The organism is Gordonia amarae NBRC 15530, assembly GCF_000241345.1.
GTDB lineage: Bacteria > Actinomycetota > Actinomycetes > Mycobacteriales > Mycobacteriaceae > Gordonia > Gordonia amarae.
The window spans coordinates 1-272 of sequence record NZ_BAED01000027.1 but is presented as its reverse complement, the minus strand read 5'-3'; the positions used below and the strand labels follow the sequence as shown (position 1 = coordinate 272).

The window sequence follows — 272 nt, the reverse complement described above, 5'->3', positions numbered from 1 at the left end:
CCGGCACCGGATTTCGGTGCGGTGTCCGAGGAGTATGTGGCCCCGGCCGACGATGTCGAGGTCGCGGTGTCGGGGGTGTTCGCGGATCTGCTTGGTGTGGATCGGGTGTCGGTGGCCGAGTCGTTCTTCGATATCGGTGGTAACTCGTTGTCGGCGATGCGTCTGGCGGCACGTGCGGGTGAGGTTCTCGGGGTTGAGGTGTCTGTTCGGGACATCTTTGAGGCCCCGTCGGTGCGGGAGTTGATCGCCGCGACCTCCGGTCATGGTGCGGC

General features: G+C 65.4%; 1 protein-coding gene. It reads left to right on the top strand.

The annotated features are described in order from the left end of the window. Positions 1-272: phosphopantetheine-binding protein (locus GOAMR_RS08360; RefSeq protein WP_005185529.1), on the top strand; the 272-nt coding region annotated here is incomplete at both ends.